We start from the raw sequence: 13,683 nt of genomic DNA, 5'->3' as shown, positions 1-13,683 counted from the left end.
ATATCCGCTCTGACGTTTTCTTATTTCTTTGTTTTGACGCGAGGTAAAATTTTAGAAAGAGGGACGGTTCGTTCAATCTTCCAAGTTGTTTCATCATCTGGTTCATAGTTTTCTAAGAAACGAATGACTTCCTTTGTAATAGGCGTTGGTGTTGAAGCACCAGCAGTAACGGCAACGGTTTTGACGCCCTGCAGCCATTCCAGCTTGAGTTCACTTAAGTCGCCAATACGGTAAGCCTGCGTTCCGGCAATCTCCATTGACACTTGTGCGAGACGGTTAGAGTTATTACTTTTTGGATCGCCGACAACAATGGTTAAATCGGCTTGGCCAGCTTGCTGCGATACAGCTTCCTGACGCACCTGTGTCGCAAGGCAAATTTCTTGATGATACTCGACGTGAGGGTATTTCTCTTTAATCAGCTCCATCAGGTCGTGGACATCCCATTGAGACATCGTCGTTTGGTTCGTGATGAGCAGTTTTTCTGAAGTTAAATCGAGTGCCTCAATGTCAGCTTCTGTTTCGACAAGATGTACCTTGTCAGGGGCTACTCCGACAGCTCCTTCTGGCTCAGGATGACCCTTTTTCCCAATATAAATAATGTCATAGCCATCGGCTGTTTTCTCTGAAATGAGTTCGTGTGTTTTCGTTACATCGGGACAGGTCGCATCAATGGCGACAAGGCCTTTTTCTTCTGCGATTTGACGAACCTCAGGAGAAACGCCGTGAGCTGTGAAAATGACTGTTCCACTTTCAACCTGCTTTAAAATGTCTAAGCGGTTTGGTCCGTCCAGTGTGTAAATACCATCTTCCTCGAAGGCATCAGTGACATGTTTGTTGTGCACAATCATACCTAATATATAAATTGGGCGTGGCAAGTTCTTATCAAGTGCGGCATTTTTAGCAATGACCATTGCATCCACAACGCCATAGCAATAGCCACGCGGCGATATTTTAATTACATTCATTTATTCGTCCTCCTGTAGGGAAGTGCTGCTAGAGAAGAACAATATAAAAAGCCGTAAAAAACGGCTTTTTATCATTCTCTTGCTTCCATTATAGCCAAAGTAAGCGTATATATCAAAGATTGTTATACGCAGTGAACACTTCGCCGTTAAAAGATCACTAGACATATAGTTTTGGAACAGAGCTGCCAGATCTTTTTTTCGGTTTTGCTTCAGGAACAGATGATGTGTGAGGTGCTGTTTTTTTGACGAGGATGTCTTCTGGTTCTTTATTTTTTTCTATTTCGTCAGTTTGTGCTTCTTCCTCGTGCACTTCTGTTTCCGCGCTAGTCTCCGTTGATTCTGCATCAGCATCATTTGCACTTTCTTCATCATCATCCGCACTGCCAAGCTGGCTGTACAGTTTAATCATCGCCGGCAAATTTCTCACTAAAGGACCGTATTGCTGAATCATTGGCGTAAATTGCTGCGCCATCCCGAGCACTTTTTGAACATTTCCTAACATGCTTGAGAGGGTCGCAGGATTTGTGAAGCTCTGGATTCCTTGTAATCCCGCACCACCTCCAGAGACTCCAGCTCCTCCTGCGCCAGGAAGAAATTTAGAGAGCATGCCTTTAATTCCTGCTCCGCCGCCTAGTGCACGGCTCTCACCTCCTGGAATTCCGCCCATCCCGGGTAAACCGCCTCCCTGTACAGACGGGGAGCGAGGCATCATTTGCTGAAATGGATTGCCTTGCCCTTGAAAAGGCTGTTGGATAGGAGGCTGCTGCCCTCTTTGAAATATTCCGGGCTGTCCGCCATTTCCAAGGTGCCGGCGTGAGGGACGGCGCGGCTGAAAATCGCCCATAGGCCTTTGCCCTAACATACTTGTACCTCCCTTACTGCATTCTCTTTCTCTTCATAGGTTATGCAAGGAGGCACCAATTGGTTTCCTGTAGGAAAAGCGGACATGGTTTTTTTACTGAAAATCAGCTATAATGAGGAGATGAGCAAAAAGGCATTGCCTTAAGGAGTGAAAACATGAAAGAAACGAAATTTACGACATATGAATTAAAGCCTTTTATTATAGATGCTATTCATGAACTAGGCTTTTATGAGCCGACTGATATTCAAAAAAGAATCATCCCTGCCGTTTTAAAAGGAGAAAGCGTGATTGGCCAGTCACAAACCGGAACAGGAAAAACTCATGCGTACTTACTGCCGCTGATTCATTCAATTGATCCAAGCAAAGAACAGGTACAAGTGGTGATTACTGCACCTACAAGAGAATTAGCCAATCAAATTTTCAAAGAAGCTCAAACGATTTTAAAGAATGCTTCTCCAGAAGAAGAGATCAAAGCTAAGCTTTACATTGGCGGAACGGACAAGCAGAAATCAATTCAAAAGCTAAAAAACCAGCCGCATTTGGTTGTCGGTACACCTGGACGTATTGCTGACCTCATTCATGAGCAGGCGCTGAATGTTTATAAAGCGACCTCTCTTGTTATTGATGAAGCTGATTTAATGCTGGATATGGGATTTTTAGAAGATGTGGACCGTATTGGTGCACAAATGCCAGAACAGCTGCAAATGCTTGTGTTCTCTGCAACCATCCCAGAAAAACTAAAGCCTTTCCTGAAAAAATATATGGACAATCCAAAGTATGCGCATGTTGAACCAAGACGGATTACAGCTGAAAACATTCAGCATATTTTAGTTCCGTCTAAACAGCGTGATAAATTAAAATTGCTCCATGAAATGGTGACGAATGTACAGCCATATTTAGGGATCATTTTTGCCAATACAAAAACAACTGTTGATGAAATCGCATCGTTCCTACAAGAAAAAGGAATGAAAATCGGTGTGCTCCATGGCGGATTGACGCCGCGCGAACGTAAAAAAGTCATGAAACAAATTGAAGATTTGGAGTTCACTTATATTGTGGCATCTGATCTTGCAGCTCGCGGGATTGACATTAAAGGCGTCAGCCACGTGATTAACTATGAACTTCCATCTGATCTTGATTTTTATGTGCACCGCGTTGGAAGAACAGCTCGTGCGGGTTCATCTGGAATTGCTATGACCATTTATGAGCTGGCTGATGAGGATGCACTCATTCAAATTGAGAAAATGGGCGTTGTGTTTGAAAACAAAACCATTGTTCATGGCGAATGGCGAGATGCAGATGACCGTTTGAAGCGTCAAAGACGTAAAAAAGCCCCAAATGAAATTGAAGAAAAAGCAAAACGTCTTGTGAGAAAACCGAAAGCCGTCAAACCTGGATATAAAAAGAAAATGACACGTGAGATGGATAAAATCAAAAGACAGGAACGTAGAAAGTCAAAGCGTAATGGAAAGTAGGGGGAAACATTGTTAAAGATTGGTTCACATGTATCCATGAGCGGAAAACATATGCTTCTTGCAGCGAGTGAGGAAGCTGCCTCTTATGGTTCGAATACGTTTATGATTTATACAGGTGCACCGCAAAATACGCGCCGTAAAAAAATTGAAGACCTCAATATTGAAGCTGGACAAGCGCATATGAAAGAGCATGGCATGACGGATATCGTCGTGCATGCTCCGTATATTATCAATATTGGAAATACAGTGAATCCAGCGACATTTGAGCTTGGTGTAGACTTCCTTCGCTCTGAGATTGAGCGTACGGAAGCGCTGGGAGCAAGACAAATTGTTCTCCACCCGGGTGCGCATGTCGGAGCAGGGGCAGAGGCAGGGATTCAAAAAATCATTGAAGGTTTAAACGAAGTCATTGTGAAAGGTCAAGAGGTTCAAATTGCACTTGAAACAATGGCGGGAAAAGGATCAGAGTGCGGAAGAAGCTTTGAAGAGCTTGCCCAAATTATCGACGGAGTGACACATAACGAAGCTCTTTCTGTCTGCTTTGATACGTGTCACACGCACGATGCTGGTTATCCGATTTTGAGTGACTTTGATGGTGTATTAGAAGAATTTGATCGAATTGTTGGTATTGACCGAATCAAAGTTCTTCATATTAATGACAGTAAAAACGTACAAGGCGCAAGAAAAGACCGACATGAAAATATCGGTTTTGGTGAAATTGGTTTCGATGCACTGAGCTATATTGTGCATCATCCGCAGCTTCAAGATGTGCCGAAAATTCTAGAAACGCCTTATGTAGGTGAAGATAAAAAGAACAAAAAACCACCTTACAAATTCGAAATTGCCATGCTGAAAGAAAAGCAATTTGATGAAGGCTTACTAGATAAAATTACGGGTCAGTAAAAAAGGATGCAACATGTTGAGGTGCCGCTAAATGCGGCCCTTTTTTGCTTAACTTGTAAACTGGTTAAACAAATCATTCACAGTCTGTGCTGTCTGTTTAGAAGTAATCGCTTCCACTTGCTTAAGAAGCCGGTTACGCTCTGAGTCATTAAAAATATTGATGTTTTTCCCGTTCATGAGTTTGGCCACCTCAGCAGCTTGATGAGACGTTAAACTGACGCCATACTGTTTCGCATACCTTAACAGATCATTTGCTGTGATCTGATTGAGCCGCTGCAGGACAATTTTTTGAATTAAAATCAATTCCATTCCTCCCCTCTGTAACAATGTATGGGCGAAAACGGAAAATGTGCAAAAAATTTTATTTTATTCTGTGAAATGATAAAATAGTAAAGTGGATAAAATGTTCATTGAAAATTTAACATGTGTAGAAGGGAGAACGTATGGCAAATAGTAAACAGCATAGAAAGGAATCGGTGCCTCATTTTATTTTGAGAATTTTTCTGATTCTAGTAGGAGCTGCATGTGCAGCAGTCAGCATTGAATTATTTTTAGTGCCAAACAATATTATTGATGGGGGCATCATCGGCATTTCGCTTATTTTGGATTATCTCTTTACAGATAACCCGTTTATTAATTTCGCGACGATTGTTGTCATTTTAAATATTCCATTTATGATATCAGGATACAAGCATATTGGGAAAACCTTTCTCATTTCCACTGTAATTGGGATTGTCAGCTTAGCCGTGATTGAATCTTCGCTTCATCATGTGGAGGCATTTACAACACAGCCGATCTTAGCCACTGTATTTGGCGGACTATTACTTGGATTTGGTGTTGGACTTGTCATCCGTAATGGAGGTTCAATGGATGGAACAGAGATCTTGGGAATTCTTCTGACGAAAAAAATTCCTTTCTCCGTCGGTGAGTTTGTCATGATCGTCAATGTGTTCATTTTTATTTGGGCGGGCTTTGTTTTCGGACCAGAGCAGGCTATGTATTCTGTCATGACATATTATTTGGCAATGAAAACAATTGATGCTGTTATTCAAGGGCTTGATGAAACAAAAGCTGTCATTATCGTCTCAGACTATTATGATGAAATTTCAGATGCGATTCTGCATCGACTCGGCAGGGGAACGACAAAGCTGAGAGGAAAAGGCGGCTATACAGATGAAGAAAAAGATGTCATCTACGCCGTTGTCACAAGGCTTGAAATTACAAAGCTGAAATCCATTGTATTTGAAATTGATGACCAAGCATTTATCACGATTATGGATACGCATGAAACAAAAGGCGGTAAGTTCAAAACAGCCATTCATTAGCTTTTATTTTACTTTTTTATCTTTCTTTTATATAATGAAATGTATGTATGGACAGAGAAAATGGCAAAAGCCATTTTCTTTTTGTTGTATAAATCGTAATCATTCTTTTTATATTGATTAAAGGTGGAAAGATTCATGGCAAAGCCAATTATTGAAATGAAGGACATTTCGTACTCGTATGGACAGCGAAATGTCATTGATCACATTCATTTAACAGTAGAGGAAGGAAACTTTCTAGCACTTGTTGGACCGAATGGTTCTGGTAAAACAACTTTATTAAAATGCCTGCTTGGGCTCATTAAACCACAGCAGGGTGAATTAAAGCTATTTGGCACGCCTGTCTCAAAATTTAGAGACTGGGATCAAATTGGATTTGTTTCTCAAAAGGCGAATAGCTTTAATACAGGTTTCCCTGCTTCTGTATATGAGGTCGTCGCAAGCGGACTGACCGCAAAAATTGGTTTGTTTAAACGAATGAGCAAACAGGATAAATGGCAAGTGGAAGATGCCATTCGCTCAGTTGGCATACAAGATTTAAAGCATCAAAACATCGGTGAGCTTTCTGGCGGCCAGCAGCAGCGTGCATTTATTGCCCGTGCGCTTGTCAGTCAGCCGAAGCTGCTCATTTTGGATGAGCCCACGGTTGGAGTGGACCAGCGGACAGTAGAAGGCTTTTATCAGCTACTCGAAACATTGAACAAAGAAAAAGGAATGTCTTTAATTCTCGTCACACACGACGTTGGCACCGTTTCTGATAAAGTCACCCATGTGGCTTGTTTAAATCAGACACTGCATTTCCACGGGGATGCAGAAGCGTTTGATTCAATGGATGATCAGGCGCTATCTCAATTTTACGGGCATGACATTCAAGTGATTCATCACGACCATCACCATCATGGGGGACATGAATAATGCTATTTCCATTTTTTCATTATGAATTTTTGCAAAATGCGTTTATCGCAGGGTTACTGATTGGTTTTATTGCGCCCTTACTTGGTGTATTTATTGTCGTAAGAAGGCTTTCGCTTATTGCAGATGCCCTCAGTCACGTGTCCCTTGCCGGTATTGCCGCAAGTTTATTTCTTGATAAAAAGTTTGGCCTTTTGACAGGGGTAAGCCCGCTCTACTTAGGAATGGCTTTTTCTGTGGCAGGTTCATTGTTTATTGAACGCCTGCGCTCCGTGTATAAGCATTATCAGGAGCTTGCCATTCCCATCATCTTATCAGGTGGTATTGGGATTTCCGTCATCTTCATTTCACTAGCGAATGGCTTTAATACAGATTTGTTTAGTTATTTATTCGGAAGTGTTAGTGCGGTTTCAAGACTTGATCTTTGGATTATTGTAGGGATCTCACTCGTTGTTGTGTTAGTTGTTGTGCTTTTATATAAAGAATTGTTTCTGCTTTCTTTTGATGAAGAGCATGCAAAAGCTTCTGGTATTTCAGCAAAATGGATTCATTTTATTTTTATCTTAGTCGTTGCACTTGTCATTGCGGCATCAATGCGTATCGTCGGTACACTGCTTGTGTCGGCGCTCATGACGCTTCCTGTTGCAGCAAGTATCCGCATTGCCAAAGGATTCAAACAGGCGATTTTCCTTTCGATCTTGTTTGGTGAATTGTCTGTATTGGCCGGATTGATTTTAAGCTATTATCTTGATTTAGCGCCAGGCGGAACCATTGTGATGCTGTCTATCTTGATTTTAATCGGGTGTATTAGTATTGGGAAATTCAGAAGGGGGAATCAACATGAACGTACAAGAAGCGCTTGATTTATTAAAGGAAAAAGGCTACAAATATACAAGCAAACGTGAAGACATGCTTCAATTGTTTTCTGATTCTGATAAATACTTGACCGCTAAAAATGTGCTGACGGCACTAAGTGAAGACTACCCGGGTCTCAGCTTTGATACGATTTATCGAAACTTGTCACTATATGAAGACCTTGGCATATTAGAAACAACAGAATTGTCAGGGGAGAAACTATTCCGTTTTAAATGTTCATTTTCCCATCATCACCATCACTTTATTTGTCTTACATGCGGGAAAACAAAAGAGATCGATGCCTGCCCTATGGACAAGCTCGACGCCGATTTAGAGGATTATCATATTAGTGGACATAAATTTGAAATATATGGAACGTGTCCTTCTTGCGAACCGAAGGAAGTTCACTCATGAAAAAGTCAGCCATGGAGCTGGCTTTTTTGTTTTGTCTTTTGAAAACGTTTTACAAAGGGAGGCTGTTTCATTAAAATGAGATCAAGGTACTACTTTTTAAAGTAAAGGGAGGGTTAAAAGTGGCCTATTACGTCGTGTTTGATGTAGGCGGGACGAGAACAAAACATGGATTAATGGATCAGGATGGGGAGCTTGTCACAAGTGGTGACTATGAAACGAACTGCCGGCAGCTTGAACCGTTTTTAGAAGCCATGGCGGATGTGGTCAGGCAATATCAAAGGATGCAGGATGTCAGCGGTATCGCCATCAGTCTTCCAGGTTTTGTGGACAGTGAATCAGGTTATACAGAATTTGCAGGCGCCATCATCGCCTTAAATGGCCAAAATGTAAAAACACTTTTAGAAGAGAAAACGTCTATTCGTGTAGAAGTGGAAAATGATGCGAACTGTGCAGCTCTCGCAGAAAAATACAGCGGGCATGCAAAAGATTGTGACAGCTTTATTTGTATGACAATTGGCACGGGTGTCGGCGGGGGTATTTTTGCTAATGGTCAGCTTGTGCGCGGTGCATCCTTCCGCGGTGGTGAATTTGGCATGATGCTGACAGAAACGGAAAATGGCCAGTTTACAACTCTTAACAGCAGCGCTTCAACGGCTGGATTAATTCGGAGCTATAAAGAAAAGCAAGGAATTCCGCAAAGTGCTCAAATAGACGGTCAAGAAATTTTTGAAAAGGCGAAGCATGATCCGGCCATTGAGAAGCTGGTGGATCAATGGTACAAGCGAATAGCCATTGGCGTTTACAATGTAGCGACTGTTCTTAACCCAGAGAAAATCCTCATTGGCGGAGGCGTAAGTGCAAGACCAGATTTATTACAAAACATTGAAAAACATTTACATACACTGCATACGTGGAAGAACATTCAGGTGAAGCTGGAAACTTGCTACTACTTGAATCAGGCAGGCATGAAGGGGGCACTGTACCATTTCCTCATGAAAGAAGGGCAGCTTGCTCCATCGAAAAAGCCGATACATTAAATGTATCGGCTTCAGCGTGTAGACTATTCCTCGGGTTTGTTCCGCTTCGGTGCTCGCTCAGTTACATTAATAAGCAGTTTGCAGACGCTGCTCGTATTGTTTGATCCACTTAGATGCTTCCTGCCAGTTGTTTACGCGTATAATTCTGTCGTCAATTGGCATCTGGTTATAAGGGGAGTTGAAAAGTATAACCGGGATGTCAGCCTCTTTTGCAATCATTGTGGCATTGCCATGATGGTCTTCAAAAAATACATCAATTTTGTGCTTTTGAACGGCTTCCAGCTTATGATGACCGCCAACTAGCTCAATAGCATCATAGTGCACATCATGTTCTTGAAACCACTTGTAGGTGATATCCGAATGCTGCTGCCTTCTTGCTGTAATATAAATCAGTTTGTGCTGCAGCTTCATTTCGTCGAGGATCTCTTTTGCACCCTCAGCAGGCATTGCCTGTTTATAAATAAGAGGCTCGTACTGATCCATCCAGCCCCAAAATTCTTCTTGAGAAATCTTTAAAAGCTTCGTCAAATCATACTCTGTCATATCATCTAGTGTCATGGCACATTGGAACGACTCATTTAAGTAGGGGACAAAGGTGTCCTGTGCCGTCACTGTACCATCAATATCAATTCCTAAACGTAACATGCCCACACTCCTCATTTTTATACTCTTAAAGTGTAACATAATCAATTCACAATTCCAGCAAGTTTTAGCAATCATGAAACAGACATTTTTGCTCATACTAAAAAAGCTCCTTTCTATTAACCAAAAGGGGGAATTGATCATGGAAAGAGACGAGGATTTCAGAAGAAATGATCGTGAAATCGACACACACTTTAGTAATGATGATGGCTATTTAGAGGAAACAGCTGCTGAAATTGCAGAGCCATATCAAGCTTCAAGAGATCGAGAAGATAGACGAGGACGTGACCAAGCAGGTGACGATTCAGGCAGTAAAGGGATAGGCTATACAGCACTCGCGATTGCGATTATCTCATTATTTGTCTTGCCGGTGCTATTAGGGGTAGCGGCAATCGTCGTTGGTTATATTGCAAGAAGAAAAGGAGCACATGCGCTTGGCGCGTGGTCAATTGGGATCGGAATTGTTTCCGTCATCCTAGGCATATTTATCACCCCGTTCTTTTAACAAGAACAGAAAAACGCCTGACTATGACGTCAGGCGTTTTTTGTTAGGCATTCGCTTGTTTTTCTTTTTCAGCTTCCATTTTCGCATAATGTTCTTCAGCGATTTTATCGATTTCTTTTTTCAGTTCTTCGACCATTGTTTCTTCCGGTACTTTACGAACAATTTCACCTTTACGGAACAATAAGCCTTCGCCTCTAGCACCTGCGATTCCGATATCCGCTTCACGTGCTTCACCTGGACCGTTAACAGCGCAGCCGAGAACTGCTACTTTAATCGGTGCTTTGATTTTAGAAATATATTCTTCGACTTCATTTGCAATGCTGATGAGGTCAATTTCAATTCGTCCACAAGTTGGGCAGGAGATCAGTGTTGCTGCATTTGATGCAAGACCAAATGATTTCAACAATTCACGTGCTACTTTTACTTCCTCAACTGGGTCAGCGCTTAATGAGATACGGAGTGTGTTCCCGATCCCCATATTCAAAATAGCGCCTAGTCCAGCTGCACTTTTGACTGTACCTGCAAATAACGTACCTGATTCTGTAATCCCAAGGTGAAGAGGATAATCAAAGGCTTTAGCCGCTTTTTCGTATGCTTCAATTGCAAGGTTTACATCAGATGCTTTCATACTGACGATGATGTCATGAAAGTCTAGGTCTTCTAGAATTTTAATGTGATGCAGTGCACTTTCGACCATACCATCTGCTGTTGGATAGCCGTATTTATCAAGAATTTTTTTCTCTAATGAACCAGCGTTTACGCCAATACGAATGGGAATGCCTTTTTCTTTTGCTGCTTTGACAACAGCTTCGACTTTTTCTCTTCTTCCGATGTTTCCTGGATTGATTCGGATTTTGTCTGCGCCTGCTTCAATCGCTTTCAGTGCAAGCTTGTAGTCAAAATGAATATCCACAACAAGCGGGATGTTAATTTGTTTTTTTATGTCCGCAATTGCATTTGCTGCACGCTCATCTGGACATGCGACACGCACGATTTGACAGCCTGCCTCTTCTAAACGTTTAATTTCAGCGACTGTCGCTTCGACATCATGTGTTTTGGTTGTTGCCATACTTTGAATGACAACCTCATTATTTCCACCTATAGTTAAAGGTCCCACTTTGACGGGACGCGTTTTAGTACGATGTGTGACTTCACTCACTTGTCAATCGCTCCTTAGTGTACAAGCAATCATTTGCCGTGTACGTCGTGTTTTACAGTTCATATTGTAACAGTCTCTTTGTATGAATGACAAGGAATTAACGTTTTATCTCTTATAGACAGGAAACTTATATGTGCTGCCTGCCCTGATTTCGTTCGCCTTGACACCTTGATTCAGCTCCTCGAAATCTTTAATGACATCATCAAGTGGCTTGCTTGTATGTACGATGGAGAGGACCGTTTCACCTTGTTTAACAGTGACATTCTTATAAGTCTTTTTCTCAGCTGTTTGAAGCGCACTTGCTGGGACAGCTGGGTTTTCCTCAACAGGGATGGTTCCATTTTTCAAATCAAAAAAGATAATAAAGAGGACAAACAAACTGATTAGTAAAAAAAGAATTCGCCGCATTTTACTCACCGCTTTTAAGAGTTTACTTCAGTCTATGCATGTCTTGAAATGATAGAACCAAAAAGAGGAGAAAAGCTGGAAAGGATGGCTCTAGTCCGTTCTAGTATGACTTGTAATAAAACTGCTTGGATCGGTGGTGTAAATAGGAGAGCAAGCTCATATGACGATTTATGATAAAATAAAAAAGGGGGAGATTTAATGAAGAAAGTTAGTCAGCATATATATGTGAGAACACTAACAGAAAATGATGCAGAATCACTGTTAACATTAGAGCTTGAGAATCGCTCATATTTTCAGGAATTTACACCTTTGGTCAAAGATGATTTCTTCACGTTACCTCGTCAAATTGAACGAATTCAGCGGAGTAGGCAAAGAATTGCACAAGATGAATCTTACATGCATGGTATTTTCTTAAATGAAACAGGTGCTTTAATTGGGACGATCTCATTAAGCTCTGTCGTAAGAGGTCCGATAGAAGGAGCTTGGCTCGGGTATGTACTCGATCAAAGGCAGGGCGGAAATGGATATATGACAGAAGCCATTCGTTTAATCATTGACTTTGCCTTTTTTGAGTTGAATCTCCATCGTATTGAGGCTGGAGTAAAGCCAAGTAATAAGGGTTCCATTCGTGTACTTGAAAAGACAGGTTTTGAAAATGAGGGACTAAATCGTAAAAAAGTAAAGATTAATGGAGTGTGGGAGGATCACTATTTGTTTGCGATCATCCATCCAGATGAGTCCTAGCATGAATAGACATAAAAAGCTCCTCCGAGCCGGGGGAGCTTTCATTGTATAGACAAATCCATTGGATGGATCATTTGCTTTTTTTGGCAGGAATTTCTTTCACAACAAGATATAAAAAGATAAAGTTAATGACCCAATTTAATAAAAATGAGTTTGCAACAGGCGTGTTTAATGCACTCATAATGGCGAAAAAGACCGTTGTTAATGTGAGTGAATAAGCGGAGAGCTTCCAAAGCATTTGGAAGGACAGCTCTTTTTGCTGCATTCGTTTAATAAATGTACCAAGCATCGCAAGGAATGTTGCGCTGATAAACATGAGAGCCGCAGTTGATAGATATAGCAGTACACAGATGACAGGGATGATAATCGCTTGGTTCTGATTTGTGACGCGGGCGAGTTCATCTTTTGTCAGCGTTCCACCAAGGAGCTGGTATGGAATATCTGTCATTTGTCCATCAATGGCAATCACTGCTTTTTCCTTTAACAAAGCGATAGCCGTTTGCTTTGATTCAAGCTCACTTGCTTTTATTTTTTCAGCAGGATCAAAGATAATCGTGATGCCGTTTTCTTCTTTTTCTATTGGTTCACTTTGATCCGCTTGAAGCTTTCCTTTTTCGATTGAAAAGTCGGGTAAATCTTTTTTGATCACATGCTGAAATCCTGACATCGCATTCGAGATCTCTTGGCTCATATGATACCCCTGAGGAACTGCTGCGATAATTGAGAGGATAAAAATGAATAAAATCGCTTTACCGATCCCTGTAAACCGTGCTTTAGCAATATCTTTTGGTGAATAAATTCCTTTTAACAATAGATTAAATACGTTCAATACCCATTCACTTCCTACATTCTTTTCTATTTCTCATATTGTATCAATGTCTATCCATCAAGTACAAGTATGGCCTTCATCACTGGTTAAGATAGAGGGAATGAGGCATAATGTATACAGCATATAAAAAGGAGGCGGCACGGTCTTGGACATTCTGTATTGGATACTGATTGGCTGTGCATTTATCATTGCGTTTGTTGGACTGGTTTATCCAATTATCCCGAGTGTGGTCTTTATGGTTCTCGGATTTATTCTATATGGCTTCTTCTTTAGCTTCGAGCCGCTTACCCTGACGTTCTGGCTCATTCAAGCCATGTTTACTGCCGTCTTATTTGCGGCAGATTATGTCTCAAACCTTATTGGGGTAAAGCGCTTTGGCGGCAGCAAGGCAGCTATTTGGGGAAGCACCATTGGGTTATTAGCTGGTCCTTTTGTGATACCCATTGCAGGAATTATTATTGGTCCATTTCTTGGGAGTGTCATTGCAGAGCTCCTTGTTCATCAAAAAGATCTGAAGACGAGTGTGAAAGTTGGATTAGGCTCATTAATTGGATTTGTATCAGGTGTTTTTGCAAAAGGATTGATTCAAGCACTGATGCTGGGGATCTTTTTATTTTATGTCCTTCGCTAAGTGAAAAAGGGTGTTTAAAA

Annotated in this window: 17 protein-coding genes; 10 read left to right on the top strand and 7 right to left on the bottom strand. The window is 41.3% G+C overall.

Features of this window, described 5'->3' with window-relative positions; all coding sequences use genetic code 11:
• Window positions 1-20: 20 nt before the first annotated feature.
• Window positions 21-965, bottom strand: a complete 945-nt coding sequence (locus MHI08_RS11555; protein ID WP_024423011.1) for a 4-hydroxy-3-methylbut-2-enyl diphosphate reductase — start codon at window positions 963-965, stop codon at window positions 21-23.
• A gap of 157 nt (window positions 966-1,122) precedes the next feature.
• Window positions 1,123-1,827 (bottom strand): VrrA/YqfQ family protein, encoded by a 705-nt coding sequence (gene vrrA / locus MHI08_RS11550; RefSeq protein WP_024427964.1) that lies wholly within the window; start codon window positions 1,825-1,827, stop codon window positions 1,123-1,125.
• Between the two features lie 155 nt (window positions 1,828-1,982).
• On the opposite strand from vrrA, the gene MHI08_RS11545 reads away from it, so the two are divergent.
• Complete coding sequence (locus MHI08_RS11545; protein WP_024423009.1) at window positions 1,983-3,302, top strand: DEAD/DEAH box helicase; 1,320 nt, start codon at window positions 1,983-1,985, stop codon at window positions 3,300-3,302.
• A gap of 9 nt (window positions 3,303-3,311) precedes the next feature.
• The gene (locus tag MHI08_RS11540) at window positions 3,312-4,205 is read left to right on the top strand and encodes a deoxyribonuclease IV (protein WP_342499632.1); all 894 of its coding nucleotides are present in this window, start codon (window positions 3,312-3,314) and stop codon (window positions 4,203-4,205) included.
• A gap of 48 nt (window positions 4,206-4,253) precedes the next feature.
• Here MHI08_RS11540 and MHI08_RS11535 read toward each other — a convergent pair whose 3' ends face one another.
• The gene (locus MHI08_RS11535) at window positions 4,254-4,508 is read right to left on the bottom strand and encodes a DUF2624 domain-containing protein (protein WP_024423008.1); all 255 of its coding nucleotides are present in this window, start codon (window positions 4,506-4,508) and stop codon (window positions 4,254-4,256) included.
• A gap of 140 nt (window positions 4,509-4,648) precedes the next feature.
• Here MHI08_RS11535 and MHI08_RS11530 point away from each other — a divergent pair, with 140 nt between their 5' ends.
• The 5 genes from MHI08_RS11530 (at window position 4,649) to MHI08_RS11510 (ending at window position 8,745) form a co-directional block, all read left to right on the top strand.
• Window positions 4,649-5,530 (top strand): YitT family protein, encoded by an 882-nt coding sequence (locus tag MHI08_RS11530; RefSeq protein WP_024427967.1) that lies wholly within the window; start codon window positions 4,649-4,651, stop codon window positions 5,528-5,530.
• 135 nt (window positions 5,531-5,665) lie between these two features.
• On the top strand, window positions 5,666-6,442 hold the full coding sequence (locus tag MHI08_RS11525) for a metal ABC transporter ATP-binding protein (protein ID WP_024423006.1): 777 nt from the start codon (window positions 5,666-5,668) through the stop codon (window positions 6,440-6,442).
• Window positions 6,442-7,302, top strand: a complete 861-nt coding sequence (locus MHI08_RS11520; RefSeq protein ID WP_024423005.1) for a metal ABC transporter permease — start codon at window positions 6,442-6,444, stop codon at window positions 7,300-7,302. The genes MHI08_RS11525 and MHI08_RS11520 overlap by 1 nt, the downstream gene beginning before the upstream one ends.
• A complete protein-coding gene (locus tag MHI08_RS11515; RefSeq protein WP_003217433.1) occupies window positions 7,280-7,708 on the top strand; it encodes a Fur family transcriptional regulator in 429 nt (142 codons plus the stop codon). Before MHI08_RS11520 ends, MHI08_RS11515 begins: the two co-directional genes overlap by 23 nt.
• A 119-nt stretch (window positions 7,709-7,827) precedes the next feature.
• The gene (locus tag MHI08_RS11510) at window positions 7,828-8,745 is read left to right on the top strand and encodes an ROK family protein (RefSeq protein WP_342499631.1); all 918 of its coding nucleotides are present in this window, start codon (window positions 7,828-7,830) and stop codon (window positions 8,743-8,745) included.
• 66 nt (window positions 8,746-8,811) lie between these two features.
• Here the strand turns inward: MHI08_RS11510 and MHI08_RS11505 are convergent, their stop codons facing one another.
• Window positions 8,812-9,390 (bottom strand): hypothetical protein, encoded by a 579-nt coding sequence (locus tag MHI08_RS11505; RefSeq protein WP_163114812.1) that lies wholly within the window; start codon window positions 9,388-9,390, stop codon window positions 8,812-8,814.
• A gap of 139 nt (window positions 9,391-9,529) precedes the next feature.
• On the opposite strand from MHI08_RS11505, the gene MHI08_RS11500 reads away from it, so the two are divergent.
• Window positions 9,530-9,892 carry a DUF308 domain-containing protein gene (locus MHI08_RS11500; RefSeq protein WP_024423002.1) on the top strand — a complete coding sequence of 121 codons (363 nt, stop codon included), beginning with the start codon at window positions 9,530-9,532 and terminating at the stop codon, window positions 9,890-9,892.
• 43 nt (window positions 9,893-9,935) lie between these two features.
• Here MHI08_RS11500 and ispG read toward each other — a convergent pair whose 3' ends face one another.
• Together ispG and MHI08_RS11490 are read right to left on the bottom strand one after the other, a co-directional pair.
• A complete protein-coding gene (gene ispG, locus MHI08_RS11495; RefSeq protein ID WP_024423001.1) occupies window positions 9,936-11,051 on the bottom strand; it encodes a flavodoxin-dependent (E)-4-hydroxy-3-methylbut-2-enyl-diphosphate synthase in 1,116 nt (371 codons plus the stop codon).
• A 105-nt stretch (window positions 11,052-11,156) separates the two neighbouring features.
• Window positions 11,157-11,459 (bottom strand): hypothetical protein, encoded by a 303-nt coding sequence (locus tag MHI08_RS11490; RefSeq protein WP_039180007.1) that lies wholly within the window; start codon window positions 11,457-11,459, stop codon window positions 11,157-11,159.
• Between the two features lie 198 nt (window positions 11,460-11,657).
• On the opposite strand from MHI08_RS11490, the gene MHI08_RS11485 reads away from it, so the two are divergent.
• Window positions 11,658-12,203 (top strand): GNAT family protein, encoded by a 546-nt coding sequence (locus tag MHI08_RS11485; RefSeq protein WP_034621583.1) that lies wholly within the window; start codon window positions 11,658-11,660, stop codon window positions 12,201-12,203.
• A gap of 70 nt (window positions 12,204-12,273) precedes the next feature.
• Here MHI08_RS11485 and MHI08_RS11480 read toward each other — a convergent pair whose 3' ends face one another.
• On the bottom strand, window positions 12,274-13,032 hold the full coding sequence (locus MHI08_RS11480) for a DUF1189 domain-containing protein (protein WP_025092961.1): 759 nt from the start codon (window positions 13,030-13,032) through the stop codon (window positions 12,274-12,276).
• A gap of 145 nt (window positions 13,033-13,177) precedes the next feature.
• Between MHI08_RS11480 and MHI08_RS11475 the strand changes: the two genes are divergently transcribed.
• Window positions 13,178-13,663, top strand: coding sequence for a DUF456 domain-containing protein (locus MHI08_RS11475; protein ID WP_024427974.1), 486 nt, complete (start codon window positions 13,178-13,180; stop codon window positions 13,661-13,663).
• The last annotated feature ends 20 nt before the right edge of the window (window positions 13,664-13,683 follow it).

The organism is Bacillus sp. FSL M7-0791, from assembly GCF_038627085.1.
GTDB classification, from domain to species: Bacteria; Bacillota; Bacilli; order Bacillales; family Bacillaceae; genus Bacillus; species Bacillus safensis.
The sequence above is the reverse complement of the archived record's forward strand: the minus strand, read 5'-3'. Positions and strand labels throughout refer to the sequence as shown.